This is a genomic window from Duncaniella muricolitica (genome assembly GCF_910574735.1).
In the GTDB taxonomy this organism is placed as follows: Bacteria; Bacteroidota; Bacteroidia; order Bacteroidales; family Muribaculaceae; genus Duncaniella; species Duncaniella muricolitica.
Genome location: NZ_CAJTCF010000020.1, coordinates 1 through 21,536 on the forward strand (window position 1 = coordinate 1; position 21,536 = coordinate 21,536).

The window sequence follows — 21,536 nt, forward strand, 5'->3', positions numbered from 1 at the left end:
ATAGACTGAATATCAAAACGGAGAGCCGGATACGCTGGAAGGTGTACGTCCGGTTCGGAGGCGAGTATTTGGAAACCGGTCATGATTATATGACACGGCGCCGGGTGCTTAGCCTACATTTCAAGAGTCCCGACCTCAGTACCATCGCTTTCAACCACCTGTTGAACCACCTTGACAAGTACGGAGATGTTGAGCCAAAATTCTACATGATAAACTTTGATGATCCGGAGCGCAGCCACCGTTGCAATCCAATTCATCCCGATTTCATGTCGGATATTGCCGATGCCTATGAGAGCGCATATACCATAATGCTCAACCTTAATAAGTCGTGGGTGCAAAAACAGGGAGACTTTTTTGTCGAATCTCCGATTGTATTGTTCGCGGCTATCATCTGGTTTTTGCGAATCTACAAAGGTGGACAATATTGCACGTTCCCTCATGCTATTGAGTTTTTGTGCCGCAGATATGAGGATATTTTTCCGATTCTAACCAGCTATCCGGACTTGGAAAACTATCTGTCACCATTCATGGATGCTTGGCTCGGAGGAGCAGCGGAGCAGCTTGCAGGTCAGATTGCCTCGGCAAAAATACCTCTCTCTCGTATGATTTCGCCACAGCTCTATTGGGTAATGACGGGCAATGACTTCACTCTTGACATCAACAACCCGAAAGAGCCGAAGATTCTATGCGTCGGCAACAATCCTGACCGTCAGAATATCTATGGCGCGGCTCTCGGACTTTACAATTCGAGAATCGTGAAACTAATCAATAAGAAAGGAATGTTGAAGTCCGGTGTCATAATAGATGAGCTTCCCACGATATACTTCAAGGGCTTGGATAATCTAATTGCCACTGCACGAAGCAATAAGGTTGCCGTGTGCCTCGGTTTTCAGGATTTCTCACAGTTGGAACGTGATTATGGGAAGCCGGAGGCGGCGGTCGTGATGAATACCGTCGGCAATATCTTCTCCGGGCAAGTAGTAGGCTCGACCGCCAAAACATTGTCGGAACGGTTTGGAAAGGTGTTGCAGAAGCGGCAGTCAATATCAATCAATCGTCAGGATGTAAGCCACTCATTCAACACGCAGATGGATTCGCTTATTCCACCGAGCAAGATTTCCACATTGACACAGGGAATATTTGTCGGAGCGGTTTCCGACAACATCGACCAACGCATTGACCAGAAGATTTTTCACGCAGAGATTGTCGTGGACAGTAAAAAAGTCGATGCCGAAATGAAAAAATATGTGCCGATTCCAATCCTGACCGATTTCAAAGATGCCTCGGAGGATAAGCACAAGATGAAAGCCGACATTCAGGCGAACTACGACCAAATCAAGCAGGACGTGCGGGATATAGTTGACAATGAGATTGCCCGCATAGATGCTGACCCTAAATTGCGACACCTTCTCCAACAGAAGGGTTGAAAACATCAATCGAAGTTTATTGATGACAAATAACCATTTTGACAGCCGGGGATATGACCTCGACTACTACAACCTTTTTCTCCGCCGGTACCTTTCAGAGCATAGATTTCCGGAAGCAGAGGATGATCTGTTTATTGCCACACGCACGGAACACGCATACGATGTTTTCGTTGAATCCCGCCTTGCCGGTGACGAGTGGTATATTTCCAATGAAAAAGCAATGGCGGCACTTTATGCCGGATTTGAAATGTCACCTTACGATTTCATCAGCGGCCTGTTGCTTGATGAGTTTCAAGACAACATCTCACTTGAAGATGAATCCATTGAGTTCTGGACTTTCACGTTCATTGATGAGTTGAAAGAGGAGTTCAAAGGAATTACTCTTGGCGAAGAGTTCTTCAACACTACCGAAGGAGAAGTATTCCGACTGACGGTTATTGGCCGTATTACCTTATTCTTTGAGGAGTATGGCTTATAACAGGTTGCAAACAATGCGCAACAACATTGAGGCTATTCGCGTCGCGTTTCGTCTCGGTGTCGAGAAGCGACCGCCCACCGCCGCTGAGCGCGAGGCGCTGGGCAGATATGCCGGATTCGGTGGGTTGAAGTGCATACTCAACGATGCTAATGAACTTGCCGATGCAGCCAAATGGAGCAAATCTGACATTGAATTGTTTGCGCCAACCGTTGAACTTCGCCGCCTTATCCACGACTATTCCAAGAATGACAAGGAGTTTGCCGCCTATATGGACTCGCTGAAAGCGTCTGTTCTGACGGCATTCTATACACCTTCGCCGGTGATTGATGCTTTGGCTGATACAATGAAGGAGCGTGGTGTAAAAGTTGGCAGTTTTCTTGAACCGTCTGCCGGACAAGGCGCTTTCGTTGATTCATTTCTGCAACACTACCCCGGAGCAGAGACTCTGGCATTTGAAAAGGATTTGCTGACAGGCAAAATATTATCGGCTCTGCATCCCTCAATCTCAGCCGAAATAAAGGGATTTGAGAAGATTGATCCTGATTTTGAGGGATATTTCGATGTGGCAGCCTCCAATATTCCTTTTGGGGACTTTGCGGTTGCCGACCCTCGATATGCGACAAGCAAAGAGATTGCCTACCGTCAGTCAACTAAGGCTATTCACAATTACTTCTTTTTGAAGTCGCTCGACTCCGTACATGAGGGTGGAATTGTCGCTTTCATAGCCTCGCAAGGGGTGATGAATGCCGCCAGCCCCTTTGTGCGCATGGAGATGATGCGTCGTGCTGACCTTGTGGGAGCTTTCCGTCTGCCGAACAATACCTTTTCAGACAATGCCGGAACTGATGCCGGGTCTGATTTGATTATTCTTCAGAAGCATACCAACAAGAAGGCGTTGTCGGCTGATGAGGAATTTTTTATCCAGTCGATTGTTGACCGTGAGACAAAAGCTCCCAACAACAAATATTTTGCGGCATACCCTCAGAACGTTATCTGCACTGAGGCAAAGGTCGGCACTGACCAGTTCGGCAAACCGGCTATCATCTACAAGCATGAGGGCGGGGTTGATGGTATCGCCAGCGATATGCGAACGGCACTCGATGAGTCGCTGAAACTGCGTCTGAATCTGGACTTCTATAATAATAGGAGTCTTACGCCGCCAACACCTGAACCGCCATCGCCTAAACCTGTAAAACGAACCTCTGAAAATAAGGTCGAAAAACCGAAGCGTATAGCGGATACTCCGTTGATGCAGCAATATCGGGAGATGAAGAAGAAACACCCTGATGCCATTCTTCTTTTCCGTGTCGGTGACTTCTACGAGTGCATGGGTGTGGATGCGGTCAAAGCGTCGGAGGTTTTGGGAATTACCCTTACTCGCCGTATGGATGGTGACAAGAGTAGCATAGAGTTGGCAGGATTTCCGCACCATGCTCTCGATGTGTATCTGCCCAAACTGGTCAGAGCCGGCAACCGCGTCGCTATATGTGAGCAGTTGGAAGACCCGAAGATGAAGAAAAAGACGGTGAAGCGCGACACTCCGAAGCCAGAGAATCAGCCGAAACCTGACCCTCCCAAGCCAGAACCGCCAGAACCTTCTCCTGCACCAAAGGATGATGATCCAACGCCACCTCCAACCCCAATACCATCCGATAAGGAAATAGAAACATCTGGTAGCCCGGATTACAATGATAATCCTGACCCTCGTTTGTTCGCCTACAATCTTTTCGGAGAACTGGAGCCTATCGGCAAGCCACAACGTCAACCAAAACCTGCACAGCCGGAAGAAAAGCCAAAGCCAACGGTTACGATAACCGACACTCAGGCAAAGAAATTCCGTCCGCTCTCTGAAAAGGAGTTGGAATTTTACGGATCTCTTGATTGGGAAACCAATCCTCCCATCAATGGCTTCTACGAGACGATGATGAGCATCGCCCATCGTCAACTCGCAGAAATGGAGGCTGAACGTCAGGCAATGGAAGCGGCCAAGAAAGAGACAATCACCGAAGACGGCACTATTATCGAAATATCAAAAGGTGATTTTGTCCCGAAGCCAAGAGTAGCTACAGAAGCTCCCAAACCGGCAAAACTTGATATGTCTCCCCGTCCTTTCTCGGAGGATATTCAGTTCTTCCACCACAACGGTTCTATGGTCGTTGACAAGGGGCAGGTCGGTTTTCTCTCGGAGGTTCGCAAGAATGGCGCGACTTTCTCGCCGCTGTCACTCAAACCAGAGCAGGAGAAAAGAGCAATGCTATATGTTACCCTCTCTGAAACGTATCAGCAGCTCTACAACTTCGAGGCCGAGACGCATGAGGCTTCAACCGAGTTGCGTCAACACCTCAATGACTACTACGATGAGTTCGTGGATAAGTATGGCAACCTTAATGAGAAACAGAATGTCAAGTTCATTCTCATGGATGCCAACGGTCGCGACGCTCTTGCCCTTGAACGTGGAGAAAATGGTGTATTCGTAAAGGCTGATATTTTCGACCATCCGGTCTCATTCTCACAGGATGAAATTACATCGGTTGAGATGCCGCAGGACGCTCTTATGGCTTCGCTCAATAAATACGGCGAGGTCAATATGGACTACATGGCAGACCTTCTCGGCATTGACAAGACTGCCGGATCCATTGTCGGTGAATATGAATGGGATTTGCTTGATGCTCTCAAAGGTCACATCTATTACAATCCACTTGTGGAGAAGTATGAGATTGCCGACCGCTTCATCGCCGGAAATGTGGTTCAGAAAGCGGAGGACATCAAGGCATGGATTGACCGTGAGGAAAAACGCATCGAGAATTTCCCCGGTTATGACGGCATAGAACCGTTCATCGAAATTTCCAAAGACTCGTTGAAAGCGTTGGAGGAAGCCATTCCACGAAAGATTACTTTCGATGAACTGGACTTCAACTTCGGTGAACGCTGGATACCGACAGGCATTTACTCGGCCTACATGAGTCATCTCTATGGTACTGATGTGAAAATTGCCTATTCTTCATCAATGGATGAGTATTCTTGTGACGCACGCCGCAAGAATATGAAGATATGGGAGGAGTTCTGTGTCAGAGGCTACTATCGTGTATATGACGGCATGAGCCTTCTCAAACACGCCCTGCACAACACAGTGCCCGACATCAAGAAGTCAATAGGCAAGGATGAGAATGGTCACGACATCAAAGTACCGGATTCAGAGGCAATCCAACTCGCCAACACCAAGATTGATGAAATACGCAATGGTTTCTCTGAATGGCTTGATGCTCAGTCTCCGGAGTTTAAGGACAGATTGGTTGACCTTTACAATTCTAAGTTCAACTGTTACGTCCGTCCACATTACAATGGAGCGCATCAGACATTCCCTGACCTCAATATGAAGTTGTTGGGCGACCGATATGGAATCGGCTCTATATACCAGTCGCAAAAAGATTGTATATGGATGCTGAAACAGAACGGCGGTGGCATCTGCGACCATGAAGTCGGTACGGGTAAAACGCTGATAATGTGCATTGCAGCACATGAGATGAAGCGTCTCGGACTCGCCAACAAACCGATGATTATCGGCATGAAGGCGAATGTCGCGGAGATTGCCATGACCTACCAGACAGCCTATCCCAATGCCCGTATTCTGTACGCCGATGAAAAGAGTTTCAAGGCAGATAACCGAGTCGCCTTCTTCAATCAGATTAAGACCAACGATTATGACTGCGTGATAATGTCGCACGACCAGTTCGGCAAGATACCGCAGTCGCCGGAAATGCAGCAGCAAATCCTGCAAGCGGAACTTGATACGGTTGAGGAGAATCTTGAAGTCATCAAGCAGCAGGGACACGACATTTCCCGTGGTATGCTCAAAGGTCTTATCAAGCGAAAGGAAAATCTGACCGCCAAGATAGCCACCATCCAATATCAGATGGAGCAGAATAAGGATAGTGTCGTGGATTTCAAGCAGATGGGCATCGACCACATTTTCGTTGATGAGTCGCAGAACTTCAAGAACCTGATGTTCAACACACGCCATGATAGAGTGGCAGGTCTAGGCAATAGTGAGGGAAGCCAGAGGGCACTCAACCTGTTGTATGCAATCCGTACCATCCAAGAGAGGAATGGCAAAGACCTCGGTGCTACTTTCCTCAGTGGTACGACAATCTCCAACTCATTGACAGAGTTGTATCTATTGTTCAAGTATCTGCGTCCGAAAGAACTTGAAAGGCAGGAGATAAGGTGTTTCGACGCTTGGGCGGCAATATTCGCCAAGAAGACTACCGACTTCGAGTTCAATGTTACCAACAATCTGGTACAGAAGGAGCGTTTTCGCTACTTCATCAAGGTGCCGGAGTTGGCAGCCTTTTACAACGAAATCACGGACTATAGAACCGCAGAAGATGTGGGTGTTGACCGACCGATGAAGAATGAGATTCTCCATAACATCCCTCCGACAAAGGAGCAGGAGGTTTTCATTCAGAAACTTATGGAGTTTGCCAAAAGTGGCGATGCCACAATCTTAGGTCGTGCGCCATTGTCAGACACCGAGGAGAAGGCGAAGATGCTCATAGCCACCGACTATGCCCGAAAGATGGCTCTCGACATGAGAATGATTGACCCCAGTTATTCCGATGATCCGAACAACAAGGCCAGCCATTGCGCCAAGATGATTTCTCAGTATTACCATAAATATGATGAGCAGCGCGGGACTCAGTTTGTATTTTCCGACCTTGGGACATACAAGCCCGGCGAATGGAACTTCTATTCGGAGGTCAAGCGCAAACTCATTGAGGACTATGGCATACCGCCGCATGAAATCCGCTTCATTCAGGAGTGCAAGACTGAGCGGTCAAGAAAGGCTGTGATTCAGGCGACCAACGACGGTGATGTTCGTGTCCTGTTCGGCTCTACCTCAATGCTTGGCACCGGAGTCAACGCCCAGAAAAGGTGTGTCGCAATTCATCATACCGATACACCTTGGCGCCCAAGTGATCTGGAACAGCGCAACGGTCGAGGAGTCCGTGCAGGCAACGAGATTGCCAAACTATATGCTGACAACAAAGTGGATGTAATCATCTATGCAGTAGAGAAATCGCTGGACTCCTACAAGTTCAACCTTCTTCATTGTAAGGCCACTTTCATTGCGCAGTTGAAATCCGGAGCGCTCGGAGCGAGAACTATTGACGAAGGTGCTATGGATGAGAAATCAGGCATGAATTTCTCTGAGTATATGGCTATCCTCTCCGGCAATACAGACCTGTTGGATAAAGCCAAGTTGGAGAAACGCATCGCGTCACTGGAGAGTGAGCGTAAATCCTTTGGAAAGGGCCGTGCTGATGCCGAGTTCCGTCTGAGTACCATTTCCCATGATATTCAAAACAACGAAGCGGCTATGGAGCGGATGAAGGCGGACTATGAAAAATATTCCTCCGTAGTCCAGCGAGATAAGGATGGCAACCCCGTCAACAACCTCACTGTTGATGGCTGCAAGTTCAAGGACGAGCAGAATATGGGAGTTCACCTGCAAGGGCTGGCACAGCGTACCGACACCCACGGACAATATCAGCGTGTTGGTGAGGTCTATGGCTTCCCAATCTCCATTATATCAGAGCATACCCTGATTGACGGTCGTGAGGGAGTGCAGAACCGCTTCGTTGTCGAAGGCTCATATAAATACAAGTACAACAACGGCTTCATTGCCATGAGCGACACTCACGCCGCCTGTATGAATTTTGTCAACGCACTGGAGAAAATCCCCGGCATAGTTGAGCAATATGAGGAGCGCACCGCCAAACTCAAAGCCGATGTCCCAATCTTGGAAGGCATTGTCGCCAAGCAATGGGGCAAAGAGGAGGAGTTGAAGCAGCTCAAATCCGAACTCGCCAGCCTCGACCGCAAGATAACTGCGGAACTGAAACCCAGCGATACTGAGGAAGCCGCCCGTGCCAAAGTAGTCACGCCGACAAAAGGCAACGGAGAGCTACTCGATGAACCTGCACCGTCTCAGAGTCAGGACTCCAAGAAGTCAATGGTGGCAGAGCCGACAACCATATACAAAGAACGGGAACCGTTAAGTTCCCGCATCATAATTGGTGGTTGTGGCATAACTCCCCCCGGAGGGTTCCGCGCCGCCGGCCCGAAATTGTAGATAAATTGAATGGCGACACTCTTGAAAAATAGAGCGTCGCCATTCAATTCCTTATCTATAATCCTTTGAAATACCTTCTGCCTTCATCCACGCATATAGAGTTGTACGATTGATTTCGAGCAGTTTAGCCGCCTGTGCTTTATTTCCCTTCGTGTGCTGTAAGGCTTTGGTGACACGATACCTTCGGGAGTGATGGCTGACTTCTTTTTCTGTCTCATACAATGTAATATCATCCTTGCCAATGGTGTCGCCTCTGTATTCAGAACATGCACGGACAATAGTGCTGTATAATTCGCGGACATTGCTGACCCAGATGTGATTATTCAATTTGTTGATAGCCCCTTTTGTCAAACGGGGGACACTTAATCCATTTTCGGCGCAATACTGTTTTATGAAGCATTCTGCAAGTGGAATCACATCATCAAGACAATCTGATAGGGGTGGAACTCGCAATACATTACTATGTATGCAATGATATAATGCTTCCGAAAATTCACCGGCTCTTACTTTTTCAGCGAGATCAACATTTGTCGAGAATATTATACGACCTGAGAATTTTACCTCTTTCGTGAGGTTCTGCGGTGTGAAAACGCCTCGTTGGATAACAGTTGCAAGAACTTCCTGAACATGGATAGGAAGGTGGCATACCTCATGGATAAACAGCGTTCCTCTGTTGGCCTGAGCCAATAACCCTTGTTGGTTGCGGTAGAGAGGATGCTTGATACCTAATTCTTTTCCACGGAATATATCCATTGTTTCCGCTGCGCTCATGTAATGGGCACATTCCGCAACGATGAATGGTTCAGAACGACGAGGGCTGTTATCGTGTATGAGTCTTGCTATGGCACTTTTGCCTACGCCATGAGGCCCGGCAAGCAGTAATGTGGCATCTGAACTACATTCAGCAATGATTCTCTTGGAGCATCCCTGAAATCCTCCGCTTTTACGCTCAAACCATCTTTTCCCGTTCTTATGCAACTCTTCGATAGCAAGTGTGAGCTTGTCTATTACAAGCGAGTCGAAATAGAAAAGATGGTCTGCACCGAGCTTATACACCTTATTATATAGCTCGACACATTGATTTTTTGCGATTCCAACTTTCTTGATACCTAAAATAGTATCATTTGTCCATTCCAATAGTTTCATTCCATCGCAATCTTTGTCTGCGACTGCCACAACAAGCATACTGAAATCATTTCTTTCGAGTATCCTTTTTGCATCGCTGACACTATTGGTAGTCTGTACTTTTGTCCCCGTTTTGGAAAATACCTCTTCCAGCTTCTTGCCATCCTCTATCCGGGAACTATAGATGAGAAGGCGCCGACTACTCGGTGGATCATTGTCTATATTCATAAGACTATTTTGGGTTGTGATTAGAAATTCATCCATAATAACAAATGTATATAGGGTATTTGTTCGCAAATAATCATTGCAAAGTTACTAAATTTCATCCAATTTTAAGTCATGTTGCTTAGATAAATACATACTTAATCGCAGTCATAAAATGTTGAATATACAACACAGTGTATAACAAAAACAACACTTTTAACAATTTAATAAAAGACATATAGACTCATATTTACGCAGTTAATATATTGGATAATAAGCAACTAAAAATAAATTCAATTTCACGGCGAACCATTTTCAATAAAACGAATTAAGGATTGGCGTAACACAAAACGACAAATGATATGGAAATATTTACCCTCCTGAACGCCAAGTTCTTTCTCCAGTTGGAAGATGGCGATGAAGACAACATCAAGGCACACTATTCAGATATGAGAGCCGAACTTGTGGAATATGCTCACAGCAACACCCATTGGCGAGTAATACACACGGGGTTGTCAATATTCATTTCCGAAGTGGCTGAAATACTTGGCTATGCTAAGGGCTTGTTGAGCCGTTATGCAAAGCGTATCCTTGAAATAGCCAAATGTCTGCTCAATCAGATTGAGATGGCTGTATCAGCGAAAATAGCATTAGACCCTGTCACTGAAAATAAAGAAGTGCAGGAAACTACGGCAGAAGTTACTTTTACAGGCAATTATGCAGACTTCTGTGAACTCATACACCTTATAATTGCTTGCAAACTCATCAACGGCGGAAGTAAAGCGACACAGCAGCATATTAAAAAAGGTCTCCATTCCCTTTTTGGTCTGGAATTCGACCCGAAGAAATACCAAAATGCAAGAGACGGAATAAAACGCCGTTGTCCGGCCAAAGGTAGCCGCGTTACTTACTTCCTCGACAGCATGGTGGATGTAGTAAATGCCGAGCTTGCAGCATGATAGTATGCTTAGACGCTGATACTTGCTTATGGTTTTGAGTGTAATGAGAGAAATATATATCTGAATTTCAGTAAAGATAAGACATTTGAAACAATAAAACATCAGCACTTATCCGATGCTTACAATGCCCGAGAAAAGCCGCAGTAACTTTGCATCGTAAAACTTAAACAACACCCGATATGAATACTTCACCACCTCCTCAATATCCGGAGTCCGAACCATTCAAGAAATGGATCATGGACGCAGTAGGAACAATGGTATTTCTTCTCGGCTCAATGACAGAGTCTTTGAAAGAAATAGCCGAAAAGTCCGGTAAAGCCAAGCTGAAATACAAAGGCAAAGAGATAATAATGCTTGAAGACCTCGCCATAGGTCTCAACAAAAGTCCGAGGACATTCCGGCGACTTCGTGCTGAGAAGAAAATCAGTTATTGGTCAAGCAAAGACGGACACACTGTCTTTGTAACACAAGACCAGTTCGATGATTACATCACCAACAATTTTGTTCCCAACGAAATTGAAGATGAATCAACCGCACCCCAGAGATAATTATCGCGCCGCAAGTCCGGCGTAATGTTTAACCAAATAATTTTAATGGAACAAAACAAAGAACAGCAACAATCTGAAGTGCTGATTGCCCGCAACAACGAAACAGGGCAGGTCGGCGCAGTCGTGGGACAGAATCCCGACGGCACCCCGAAAATGGCGGATGTAAAATCCGCGAAGCTCAGTGACCTTGTGAAATTTTCCAAAGGTCAGAATCCCCTCGAAGCCTTCATGTCGAACTTCATCCGACAGGCAAAGAACCCTTCGCTATTCGGTTTCTTCAAGATTCCTGAAACTGAATTCGACAAAATCGGCCCGGCAATGTCCGATATGCTCCAAGACCCTGTGGCTAACGCCGACCTCCTTAAACCATTTGAGGTTGACACCAAATCAATGGCAAAGGAACAGACGGTTACTGAACAGCATGACCAGACTCCGGCAAAGGAGACTTCGACCGCAATCAAGATGGCACCGGTTGACCCCAACAAAGTTGACTGGGACACCATCGAAAAACAATGGGGCATCAAGAGAGATGACCTCGAAAAATCCGGAGCAATGCAGCAGATTGTATATAACCACAAGTCTCCGCAGCTTTTTACCGTGAGACCGGAAATCGGCGGCGAGAAATTCGAGGCACAGGCCCGGCTCTCGTTCAAGTCCAATCCTGACGGCAGTTTTACCCTCACGCCTCATTTCGTGAAGCACGAGCCTCAGCTCGACAAAGCCTATAAAGGCTATACCTTCACGGACGAGGACAAGGCTCAGCTCCGCAAGACAGGAAATCTGGGCAGACCTGTTGACCTCACCGACCCGAAAACCGGGGAGGTCAAGAAGTCGCTCGTCAGCATCGACCGTCTCACCAATGAGATTGAAAGTATCCCCATGGATAAAATCTACATCAAGAACAAGGTCGCCAACATCGAACTTGACATGAAGCAGATCGGCATCCTCAAAGACGGAGGCATAATCAGAGAGCAGCATATCGAACTGCCCAACGGACGGAAGTTTACCGCCGACCTTCAGTACAATGCCGACAAGCGCGATGTGGTTTTCGTCAACTCGGAACAATACCGCCAGAAGCGGGAGCAATCTCAGGAACAGGGTGGACAGCAGTACAACTCATGGCTCGACAAGGAGGGCAACATCAAGAACCTCACCAAATGGAAAGGTGTGCCGCTCTCCGAAACCGCCCAAGCTGACTATCGTGCCGGCAAACAGATTATGGTAGGAGAAATCCCTGACCGAAACGGGAATCCCTGCACGGTCTATCTCCAGTTTGACCCTGAAAAGCAGCGTCCGAAGCAGACCTATGTCTATCCCGACAAAGAGAAGGTTGTCGGCATAGCCAGCGAGAGCAAGACGCAATATGCTGTCAACAATGAGGGTAAGACCAACGAACCCACAAAAGGGGTTAAGGAACCGCTCCAGAGGGGGCAGACCGAACCCAAAAACGAAGAGCAGAAGAAACAGCAAAAGCCAAAAGGCCCCAAACTCTGACCTTCAACCACTTTATCCGCAAGCTCTGGATTGAGCAGACCGCCATTCCCTCGCGTGCGCAAGCGATGATATGGCAATCCTTCCGCCGACATGGGGAGGTCGCGAACTCCCCGTGTCATTCTCTCCAAACCTCCCGGCTGAGAGTGTCAGCCTTCAACAAACCCAATTTACAAACTCTAAAAAATTTTCAGACATGAAAGTCATAATTACCGAGGCCGCTCCCGTGGCTTCAGCCATCGCCCGCGCCCTTAACGTAACCACCAATGTAGCCGTCCCCGGCGTAATCTACAACAATGACATCGCTGTCATCACCGTCACTCCTGACTTCATCCGTCCCTTCGGACTCGGAGTGCTTCCCGGCAAGGACGCCCTCCCCATCGTGCCGGAACGCTACACCTACGGTATCCGCCATACTCCCAATGAGAACGGACGTTACGGAATCTCGACCGAGGACAAGACCTACGCCGACTATATCGGCAAACTTATCCGTGGCGGCGATGAGGTAATTTTCGCTTCCGACGGCGGAGCCGATGCTCAGGGACGTTTCGCCAACATCTGCCGTTTCTTCAAGGTCGGCGCACCCACAAGCCGTATGTTCCTGACCCGTCTGGAGCGCAAGGCAATCAAGTCGGCTTTCAAGACCCGCCAGTGGGGACGGAAATTCCATAATCTCTCCCAGACGGGACTGGTGGGCATGGCGATGGACGAGGCTTTCGAGTACAATGTTTCAGAAGCCTATCGCACTCTGTTCAAGGAAATGAAGTCGCCTATCTGCCGTCAGGATGTGCTTGTACTTGCCGCCGTCAAGAACTATCTTGAATCTGACGCAGAAGCCCGTGGCCAACACGTTTCCGTCACCACCCATTCCGTTATGGTGAGCGGCGTGGTTCTCGGCAAGGATGTCAAATTCTATCCCTGCTCGACATTCTCCACCAAAGATGAGGCAGCGGAAGCATACAAGACTCTTTCTGTTCCGGCGACAGTCGAGGCTTCCGATGTTATGCTCGACACCGAGATGAGTCCGGCTCCGGCACTCTTCACTCTCGCCACGCTCCAGAGCGAGGCATGGGAAAAACTTAACCTCAATTTCTCAACCACCCGCGACATCGCCGTCAGCCTCTATGAGCGTGGTTTTATCTCGTCGCCCCTGACATCATGCGCAAAACTGCCCGAATCGTTGCGCGATGAACTCCGCCGCTACAAATGGTGCAGGAAGTATCCCTTTGCCGCTGACGGTACAATCTCCGGCAATCATGGCATCATCATCTCTGGCAACAAGCCTCTGTTCCTCGACAGTGATGAACTGCGTGTATATGACCTTATCCGTTCTCGCTTCTATGCCAACCTTGCCGGCCCTACCGCAGTGAACGAGCTGGTTATCGAGGTGGAAATCAACGGCGAACCGTTCTATGGAACTATCCCTTACACTCCCGACATCAAGGTGCCGAAAGTCGTGGAAGTGAAACTCACCGGTAAATCCCAGTTCTCCCACACCTCAGTGGCTCCCACCGCGCCCAAGATGAACGACCTTCTCTGCGCCATCTCAATGTTGCTCCGTTCACTGTCGGACAAATACAATCCCGGTATGCCTTTCACATTGGCACACCATGATGTGGCGGACGCATTCGACCGTCTCCGCGACAACCGCCTTCTTCTGGACGTATGCGGTGAACCGGCAATCACCGGCGAGGGAAATCTCCTGCTTGAAACCTTCAACGCAACTTATGCCCTCGGTCACCTTATGGCATATCAGGTAGAGGTTGAACGGCTCTACGGCGACCGCAAGAACAGTGTCGGCGGAGCGCAGCTCATGAATGAGTATGGCAAATGGATCTATAACAAGACCGAACAGCTCATCACCGACCACCGTCTGTTCCCGGCTAAGGTAGATATCCATGTCTGCCCGATATGCGGCCGACACTCGGTCATCCGCTATCCCCGCGTTGCGAAATGCCATGTCTGCGGATTCACCATGCCTTTGCAGTTCATGGGCCACAAGTTCACCGACAAGGAGGTCGCCAGCCTTCTGACCCACGGCTACACATCGCAGATAATGTTCACCAACCGTCACGGCCATGAGTTCTACGACATCGTTGTGCGCGGCAAGGGCAAAGGGCTGTCATTCGCCCCGATTGAAGCCAAATTATACTGAAAATAACCGCCGTTTGAAAATAATTCACTAAATTCGCAATCGAATCGCAGTCTATGTAACATACGACTTGCGGATTTAGTGGTTGAAGGCGGAGGGGACTCCGCCTTCTTTTTTCACTCGGTCACAATTGAAACCGCTAAACATTGGAATACGTAAGAATCGACAAAGAGGCACTTGATGCAATGTTCGAGATAATGGAGTATCAGTCCCTTTTGATTGCGGCGATGTATGAGAAGTGCCGCTCAATCCAATCCGGCAAATGGATTCCAACTGAGACCGTCGCGGAACTGCTATGTGTTTCAACCCGGAAAGTGAGAACTATGAAAACGCTCGGACAACTCGGCTACGTCAAACATGGACGGAAATGTTTTTACAAGTCAGAGGACGTATATTCAAAAATAAACAAAGGCAAGAGTGAAAGAAATATATGACAAAGAACATGACGTTATAAGAAAATTCCTCTCGATGGGAAGGCGAAATATTGAGATGCTGGAGGAAATAGCATTGGAATATAAACCATTCCTGATGGGCAAACGCTTTATGACCGATGCCCAATTATCGGAAAGACTTGGCATTTCGCGCCGAACATTGCAGGACTTCCGCGACAGAGGCATTATTCCGTTCTATCGTCTTGACGGAAAGATACTTTATGAAGAAAAGGATATAGCGGAATACTTGTCCTCAATCTACATACCCAAATATTAAAAGGGAGAGTTACCGAATCGACCGGTAGCTCTCCCTTTTCAGTTATCTGATATTGATGTCATCTGTTAATGCTCAGTCTGTCAAATCGGTTGCGCATGGTCTGCATATCCTCATAGACGGTCTGGTCTTGAATCTTTGCGTAGATTTGCGTTGTCTTGATGTCGCTGTGTCCGAGCATCTTCTGGATTGATTCGAGAGGGACATGGTTGTTGAGCGACAGAGACGCGAAAGTGTGTCGCGCGATATGGGTGGTCAGAGGCTTGGTTATCTTTGCGAGATCCGCAATCTCTTTGAGATAAGCGTTCATTTTCTGATTGGAACATACGGGAAGTACTACTCCTGTAGATACTGCAACGGGATGGTTGACATATTTGTCGGTTATCTGACGCGGTACCTCCAACATCGGTATGATACTCAACTCGCCGGTTTTCTCGCGGGACTTGCGTATCCACATATTGCCGTCGCGGTCTTTCTCTATGTCGCTCCATTGAAGCGATTTTATATCGCAGAATGCAAGGCCGGTGAAGCAGCAGAACACGAATGTGTCCCTGACAAGTTCCAGACGCGGCATCATGGAGAAGTCGAGTTTGAGAATCTCCATAATCTCAGCCTCAGTCAGAAATTGGCGTTTCGCCTGAGTGCGGTGGAACTTCCTGCCGATGAACGGGTCTTCTGTTATCCACTTATGCGCGATGGCATACTGGATAGTGTTCTTGAGATAGCGGAGGTACTTCACAGCCGTGTTGTTGGCGCAGTTCTTGCTGACACGCAGAAAATGCTCGAAATCATCTATCATTCCTGCCGTGACATCCCTTACCGGAATATCATCGACATTCATAGTCAGACGCAGGAACTCACCGAGGTATGTTACGCAACGTTCCCAGCGCAGATAGGTTGCATTGACCATATCGCCACGTTCCATTTCCTCTTTTCTCTTTACGTTGGATTCAGTGAAAATCTCACATAGCATCTTAGGCTTCTCAACTTTGCCGAGAAACAGGTCGCGCATAACAATAGGGTTGACGAGTTTCTTCTCACGGACGAGATTGGTATGTATCTCACAAAATCTGGCCCGTATCTCATCGAGGTACTTGTTCAGCTCCAGATCGCGCCGGGAGCGACCTTTCGAGAGCTTGCGTTTCTGGTCCCAGTTCTCAGGATTGACCGAGCGGCCTATGGCGAGGTCAGTCTGCTGACCTGCCACTGAAATTCTGACATACACCTTGTGGTCGGTGTAGCCTTCCGACCTTGGCTTCCTTGTGAAGAAGGTCAGGGTGAAATAAGGGTTGTTTGTCATGTTACTTACGGGTTTAATGGTTACTTAAAGATACTCATTTTTAACCCGGATTCCAAATGCGCTTCGGAACATGATACTCCGGAGATGGCGTAACCGTGTACATCCGGCCGATTTTTCAGCGAGATTTAACATTGTACACGAATTTCACACGGCAGAATGGGGAAGACCACAGCAGGGACGACAGACAAAATCATCGGACAAGACTAAATCTTAAATAAAGTTAAAATTCGCCATGTCACACCCGAATTGTGGGTCGAGGGTCGCGTTCCCGCCCGCAGAACCCCACTTTTTCAAAGTTGAATTTCTGCAAATGTGCAGTCCTCAACCTGTTGCGGGCCTTTCCGTGTAACCGTGTACATTTTTGTACACGAAACACGATGTACACGTTTTGTACACGCCTGTAGGTAATATTCTGCGTTATCCTGCAATTTCACCAAAAAGAAAAGCACTGAAAATCAACTGATTTCAGTGCTTTGCGGTGTTCTTCCGAACCCTTTCGTGATCCGAGCGGGCCTTGTGAGAGTGGTGTTATCTTGTTGATTTTCAATTTGTTGGTTGATATAATTGAGAAGCAATGTACCACGGTTTGTACCACATTTTCCGCTCTATTTTGGAGGGCAAAATTGCCCTGATTTATCACTACCTGCGAGAGCATCACAAAATTAACACTTATTATCCGAATATTTGCCAAATAAACAATATTTAACTATTAAAAATTGTGGTTCTCATACTTGAACGCCTGTTTTCGGGCAAAAGTTCGGTGCTGTGGACGGGTGTCCGGGAGCCTCAAAAAAGGTGGCGAAAAAGGTGGCGCACACTGACCGAAAAAGTGGCGGAAAAGGTGTCTGTAAAAGTGTCCCCAAAGGTGTCCCCATAAGTGTCCGAAAGAGTGTCCCCAAGAGTGTATGTAAGTGTGTCTGTATCAGTGGCGGTAAATGTGTCGGAACGGGTGTCTGAAATGGTGGCGGCAGAAGTGGCGGATAAGGTGTCGGTCAAGGTGACGGCAAAGGTGGCGCATATCAGCCGAAATCCGTACTGTTTTTCCCACTTGCTTCCCAGTCTGAAAAATCCCACCGCAGGGAGAAGATTATGCCTGCCCTCCTGATTTTCTCCCTTAAAGAAAATTTCACGGAGCAGTCCTGTGTCGATACCGTCTCCACAACGACCGTAATCCTCTCCAGCCGAGCAGAAGCAGCCAACAAATCATACGCCATACCAAAGACACAATCCGGCAGGCAAGACGTATAATCATTACAAGCGACCATCGGATAAAGCGGAGCAATAATCCTGCGACTATCGCAACGGGCAATAGATATATCATCAATAGAAGTGCGAACATGGTGAGAGATATTATGATGTTCAGATAGTCTGATAATGCCATTTCAACATCATCAAACTATCGCCCGAAGTAATGCTCCGAGTATGTAAATATACTAAATTTCAATGACTTATGCAAATTTTCAAGCCATTATTTTAGTACATATTCATCTGATTTTCACATCATTTCATGCTCTGATACAAGCCATATCACTGTATATGATAATGTGATTGTCGTGACAGCAACAGCAGTCACTATCCGATAACGACAGTATGTGATAATAAGAGTGTATGATACATAGGGCAAATCATTATTCTTTGATTGAGTACCGATGTTCCAAGTTGTCAGATAAAAAGATTATGTTCGGAATTTGTGCGCGGTCAACCGAAGTGAGCTAACTTCGCCGCGCGAAGCGAGGTCGGGAGTGCATCAGGGCACTCGTGCCAAAGGTGCAGAATTTGTTAAGCAAGTTGTACTTTTCCCCGGATAAAACGGAGTTTTACCGAAGAAAAGTAACTTGCCACCCTGTCGGGCGGAGAAAATCAGCTCGCAACTCGCCGATTTTTAATCACTGGAAAATATGGAAAAGAGAACCAACAGAATAGAGATTCTATTTACCGACACCGAACTTGAACGGCTCAAAGTCCGCTCAAAGGAATTCAGGAGCATAAGCTCGTATATCCGTGCCGCACTTGTGGAGTTTTCCGACAAGGACGCGAAAGACCGTATGCAAGCCGTGGAAGAGATGGCCTCGCTCTGCCGGAGATTCAAGGACGAACTTGGCTGGGCCGGCGGCAATCTCAACCAGGCAATGAAACGCGCCAACGAACTTTCCGTAGCCGGATTGTTGAGCGAGACATATTATAAAGAGGTACTGATACCTTCCATAGATGGCTTGAAGAAGACTATGGATAAAATCATAGCCGAACACTCCGATGTAGTAAGCAAGATAATACGCAGTGTACTGAAGAACGGATAATCCGAACATCTGATGCAACTATAACCGAATTATCATATAGCCCCGGTTCCTTATACTCATATAATCCCAAACCGTGATTTTATCTTAATCATATATTCACATGATAGCGACAATACTTCCTTCAAGCACCTGCTTCCATGCAGTCGGATATAATGAACGCAAGGTAGCCAAAGGCTCGGCACATCTGCTGGAAATGAAAAATTTTGATGCGGTCGAAATGTTGGGACACCATACCCCCGACGACCTCGTCGCCTATCTTGAAAATTACTCTTCCAAAAATCCGAGAATCAAGAAAGCGCAGTTCCACATGGCGTTTTCATGCCGGGGACACGAAAAGACGGAACAGGAACTTCTGGACTTCGCCCATGAATATCTCCGGGAGATGGGATATGGAGAAGAAGGACAGCCCCTGCTGGTTTACGGACATACCGATACTGACAACACACATATACATATAATAACATCGCGTGTGGCACCGGACGGTCGCAAGATAGACCATAACCATGAACGGGTAAGGTCGCAACGTGTGGTCGAGCGGTTGCTTGGAAACGACATTAACGAGAAAGCACACAGGGATATGGAAGAAGCCTTGTCTTATAAATTCGCATCCATCACACAGTTCAAGGCTCTTATGAACTCGCTCGGTTATGAGTGTTACGACAATGAGGGAGTGGTATCCATAAAACGTGGCGGTGCCGTGTGTCTTAAAATACCGCTGGAGGAAATCAGCTCACATTACCGTTCAACGACATTCGACCGCCAGCGCAGGAGACAGCTCCGCGCCATATTCGCCAAATACCGAGACCTGACCGCCAACAAGAAAGAACTCGCCGATGAACTGAAAAGGAAATTCGGTATCGAGCTTGTGTTTTTCGGAAAGAAAGATTCTCCATACGGCTATATGATAATCGACCATAACAAGAAAGCTGTCATCAACGGAGGCAAGATATATCCGATAAAGGAGCTGCTGGATTTTGCGACACCTGATGAACGGTTCGCAAGAATAGACTCACAAATCGACGCCCAGTTAGCAAATGATCCAAAAATCACCATCGGCGAGCTTAACGACATACTGAGCCGCCAGTACAAAGCCTATGTGAAACAAGGGCAGATATGGCGAGGCAGAGACAGCCGTCCTCTCCGTTCCCATATGTGGGAGGCTCTGAGACGCAACAACCGTATTCAATGGGTGGAGTCATTCGCTCCGGCAACGGAAGCGGAGCGGGACTTTCTCTGTTCGATCGGAAAGGTGACTGTGCCCCACATGGTGGAAATCAACGGGACAAGGACAACACAATACAATAATCGGCTGTCAGATCTGAGAAGCATATTTGACAGCAGCACAGGTTATATACACCGTCAGACACTCCGCAGTGCAGGATTTACAATCCGGGATATTGAGGGAGAAATGTATGCCTTTGACATGAAAGCCCGCGTCCTTATAAATCTTGAAAACGAGGGCTTCGATATAAGACGGCTCCAGTTTGTCAAGAATCCCGTCGAGGACAAAAAACAAAACGCGGCCGTCAGACGAAAGCCCGGTTCCGGAATAAGGAAGCCGCATGACGTGGAGTCAGGTCAAGGCCAGAACAGGGAATGGGAAGTAGGCTACAAAGGGGACTATGACAGGATAGATGATGAGTCCTCGATAAAACGATAGGTAATTCCGTGACTTTTATCCGATGGCCTTTTTACCGCCATTTTAATTAGAAACGTCATTTGGAGTCTGTTAATGTAATCTTTCTTGGGGTTATGTCAGGAATATGTATTAATTTTGAGCAGTGAAAGAAGTTTTCTACATATCGGCTTTGATAATTGCAATCATTGGGGCTATTATTATAGTCCGATGGTTTGCTCGTTTCATATCAAGACGGTTAAATCCCTGGCTTTCTACATTACTAACTCTTATTGTTACCGGTTTGCTAATTATATTTTTGATAATGTGCATTTTCACTGTCAGCATGAGCTTGGGGCCAACAAATCCAAATATCTTATAGCCGAGTTTTGTTGATATTAAACCGTAGCAGTAGAATATACATAGGTCGCTTATGTAGCAAAATACATAACCTAAACTCCTAATTTGCCGCGAGTATATGACTGCCACAAAAGCATTATATCGCTGACTTCTGCATAATTATTATGTTGAATTAATTTACATATGTGAGTAGCTGAGGAAATTATAGGTGAATACCATTCTTTGTTATCATCGTCATTTAGCGTAATGAGAGTAGTTAAGAATGGGATAGCTTGAGCATATTCATTTAGGACAAGATACGAATAGGCAAATAATTCAGTCCGTGCAACCGAACTACCATAAAAACGGATTTGACAATTCAATACGGCATTGACAACATCAATTATTGAATTTAGATGAGATAGCTTATCATTATACACCCGGCAAATTTCATCTAAAGAAGTATCTATCTCGGTATATTCCCATTCTCCAATCACATCACCCAAAGAAAGATCTATATAATCAAATTTTATGTATAATGGTTGAATGAAATATCTAATAGAAAATGTATTAGATTGGAAACGATTTGGTTCTACACAAAACCCCGCTACCATCAAAAAATTATTATGATTGAGGAATTTATAAGCAATTTGTTTATGATGATGTAAAGATAGCTTATTTGCTATCTTTAATGCCACATTTGAAATCCGAGAATTACGCATATTACTTGGTCTTGAGTGCAAATATAGTAATAATTCTGGTA

At 46.8% G+C, this 21,536-nt stretch carries 13 protein-coding genes; 10 read left to right on the plus strand and 3 right to left on the minus strand.

The window, feature by feature from the left end:
- The 3 genes from QGT73_RS05975 to QGT73_RS05985 all read left to right on the plus strand — a co-directional run.
- The coding region (locus tag QGT73_RS05975) for a TraM recognition domain-containing protein (protein WP_280121840.1) at positions 1–1,427 on the plus strand (1,427 nt) is incomplete at its 5' end.
- Between the two features lie 22 nt (positions 1,428–1,449).
- On the plus strand, positions 1,450–1,905 hold the full coding sequence (locus tag QGT73_RS05980) for a DUF1896 family protein (RefSeq protein WP_068960678.1): 456 nt from the start codon (positions 1,450–1,452) through the stop codon (positions 1,903–1,905).
- Entirely contained in the window at positions 1,895–8,038 is a 6,144-nt protein-coding gene (locus QGT73_RS05985; RefSeq protein WP_425278388.1) for a MutS N-terminal domain-containing protein, read from the plus strand. Before QGT73_RS05980 ends, QGT73_RS05985 begins: the two co-directional genes overlap by 11 nt.
- 51 nt (positions 8,039–8,089) lie before the next feature.
- Here QGT73_RS05985 and QGT73_RS05990 read toward each other — a convergent pair whose 3' ends face one another.
- Positions 8,090–9,427, minus strand: a complete 1,338-nt coding sequence (locus QGT73_RS05990; RefSeq protein ID WP_068960676.1) for a sigma-54-dependent transcriptional regulator — start codon at positions 9,425–9,427, stop codon at positions 8,090–8,092.
- 302 nt (positions 9,428–9,729) lie between these two features.
- Between QGT73_RS05990 and QGT73_RS05995 the strand changes: the two genes are divergently transcribed.
- The 5 genes from QGT73_RS05995 to QGT73_RS06015 all read left to right on the plus strand — a co-directional run bounded on the left by QGT73_RS05995 (position 9,730) and on the right by QGT73_RS06015 (position 15,225).
- Positions 9,730–10,326 carry a hypothetical protein gene (locus tag QGT73_RS05995; protein WP_068960675.1) on the plus strand — a complete coding sequence of 199 codons (597 nt, stop codon included), beginning with the start codon at positions 9,730–9,732 and terminating at the stop codon, positions 10,324–10,326.
- 179 nt (positions 10,327–10,505) lie between these two features.
- The gene (locus QGT73_RS06000; protein WP_016411857.1) at positions 10,506–10,874 is read left to right on the plus strand and encodes a hypothetical protein; all 369 of its coding nucleotides are present in this window, start codon (positions 10,506–10,508) and stop codon (positions 10,872–10,874) included.
- Positions 10,875–10,919: 45 nt separating this feature from the next.
- Positions 10,920–12,368 (plus strand): DUF4099 domain-containing protein, encoded by a 1,449-nt coding sequence (locus QGT73_RS06005; protein ID WP_068960674.1) that lies wholly within the window; start codon positions 10,920–10,922, stop codon positions 12,366–12,368.
- Between the two features lie 193 nt (positions 12,369–12,561).
- Positions 12,562–14,520: a DNA topoisomerase gene (locus tag QGT73_RS06010; RefSeq protein ID WP_205523867.1), complete on the plus strand. Its 1,959-nt coding sequence runs from the start codon at positions 12,562–12,564 to the stop codon at positions 14,518–14,520.
- Positions 14,521–14,934: 414 nt separating this feature from the next.
- Positions 14,935–15,225, plus strand: a complete 291-nt coding sequence (locus QGT73_RS06015) for a helix-turn-helix domain-containing protein (RefSeq protein WP_068960671.1) — start codon at positions 14,935–14,937, stop codon at positions 15,223–15,225.
- A 58-nt stretch (positions 15,226–15,283) separates the two neighbouring features.
- Here QGT73_RS06015 and QGT73_RS06020 read toward each other — a convergent pair whose 3' ends face one another.
- Complete coding sequence (locus QGT73_RS06020; RefSeq protein ID WP_068960670.1) at positions 15,284–16,522, minus strand: site-specific integrase; 1,239 nt, start codon at positions 16,520–16,522, stop codon at positions 15,284–15,286.
- A 1,898-nt stretch (positions 16,523–18,420) separates the two neighbouring features.
- Here QGT73_RS06020 and QGT73_RS06025 point away from each other — a divergent pair.
- Both QGT73_RS06025 and QGT73_RS06030 read left to right on the plus strand, forming a co-directional pair.
- Positions 18,421–18,819 carry a hypothetical protein gene (locus QGT73_RS06025; protein WP_016277697.1) on the plus strand — a complete coding sequence of 133 codons (399 nt, stop codon included), beginning with the start codon at positions 18,421–18,423 and terminating at the stop codon, positions 18,817–18,819.
- Positions 18,820–18,919: 100 nt separating this feature from the next.
- Entirely contained in the window at positions 18,920–20,479 is a 1,560-nt protein-coding gene (locus QGT73_RS06030; protein WP_016277696.1) for a relaxase/mobilization nuclease domain-containing protein, read from the plus strand.
- A gap of 407 nt (positions 20,480–20,886) precedes the next feature.
- Here QGT73_RS06030 and QGT73_RS06035 read toward each other — a convergent pair whose 3' ends face one another.
- Positions 20,887–21,471 (minus strand): hypothetical protein, encoded by a 585-nt coding sequence (locus QGT73_RS06035; protein WP_136410199.1) that lies wholly within the window; start codon positions 21,469–21,471, stop codon positions 20,887–20,889.
- Positions 21,472–21,536: the final 65 nt, after the last annotated feature.

Excerpts from the sequence above, each read along its gene's own strand:
- QGT73_RS06020 (WP_068960670.1), bottom strand. The coding sequence starts at position 16,522 with ATGACAAACAACCCTTATTTCACCCTGACCTTCTTCACAAGGAAGCCA.
- QGT73_RS06010 (WP_205523867.1), top strand. The coding sequence starts at position 12,562 with ATGAAAGTCATAATTACCGAGGCCGCTCCCGTGGCTTCAGCCATCGCC.
- QGT73_RS06005 (WP_068960674.1), top strand. The coding sequence starts at position 10,920 with ATGGAACAAAACAAAGAACAGCAACAATCTGAAGTGCTGATTGCCCGC.
- QGT73_RS06025 (WP_016277697.1), top strand. The coding sequence starts at position 18,421 with ATGGAAAAGAGAACCAACAGAATAGAGATTCTATTTACCGACACCGAA.
- QGT73_RS05980 (WP_068960678.1), top strand. The coding sequence starts at position 1,450 with ATGACAAATAACCATTTTGACAGCCGGGGATATGACCTCGACTACTAC.
- QGT73_RS06000 (WP_016411857.1), top strand. The coding sequence starts at position 10,506 with ATGAATACTTCACCACCTCCTCAATATCCGGAGTCCGAACCATTCAAG.
- QGT73_RS05985 (WP_425278388.1), top strand. The coding sequence starts at position 1,895 with ATGGCTTATAACAGGTTGCAAACAATGCGCAACAACATTGAGGCTATT.
- QGT73_RS05990 (WP_068960676.1), bottom strand. The coding sequence starts at position 9,427 with ATGGATGAATTTCTAATCACAACCCAAAATAGTCTTATGAATATAGAC.
- QGT73_RS05995 (WP_068960675.1), top strand. The coding sequence starts at position 9,730 with ATGGAAATATTTACCCTCCTGAACGCCAAGTTCTTTCTCCAGTTGGAA.
- QGT73_RS06030 (WP_016277696.1), top strand. The coding sequence starts at position 18,920 with ATGATAGCGACAATACTTCCTTCAAGCACCTGCTTCCATGCAGTCGGA.